Below are 574 nucleotides of genomic sequence, written 5' to 3'. Positions count from 1 at the left end.
GACATCACGCCGCCGCAGATCACGGTTGCCGCCTCTTCCCCGGGGGCCAGCGCGGATGTGGTCGCGAACAATGTGGCGGCGCCGATCGAGCAGAAGGTCAACGGCGCCGACAACATGATCTACATGAGCTCGTCGAGCTCCTCCACCGGCAACCTGACCATCAACGCTTACTTCCAGATCGGCACCAACCCCGAGCTCGCGCAGGTCGACGTGCAGAACCGCGTGAACCTCGCGCTGCCGCAACTGCCGCAGTCGGTCACGAACCAGGGCGTGCAGGTGCAGAAGAAGTCGCAGGCGTTCATGATGGTGATCGCGATCTACTCGCCCACCGAGCGCTACGACGCCACCTACATCGCGAACTACGCGAATGTCTACGTGCTCGATGCATTGAAGCGCATCCCCGGCGCGAACCAGTCGAGCATCTTCGGCACGCCCGACTACGCGATGCGCATCTGGCTGCGCCCCGACCGCATGGCGCAGCTCGGCATCACGGCCGCCGACGTGCAGCGCGCGGTCGCCAACCAGAACCAGCAGTTCGCCGTCGGGCGGCTCGGACAGTCGCCAACGGGCAACC

General features: G+C 65.5%; 1 protein-coding gene. It reads left to right on the top strand.

Annotated features, from left to right (window positions below):
• The coding region (locus BN2475_RS33150; RefSeq protein WP_174642114.1) for an efflux RND transporter permease subunit at positions 1-574 on the top strand (574 nt) is incomplete at both ends.

It is taken from the genome of Paraburkholderia ribeironis, from assembly GCF_900019265.1.
Taxonomy (GTDB): Bacteria; Pseudomonadota; Gammaproteobacteria; order Burkholderiales; family Burkholderiaceae; genus Paraburkholderia; species Paraburkholderia ribeironis.
The sequence above is the reverse complement of the archived record's forward strand: the minus strand, read 5'-3'. Positions and strand labels throughout refer to the sequence as shown.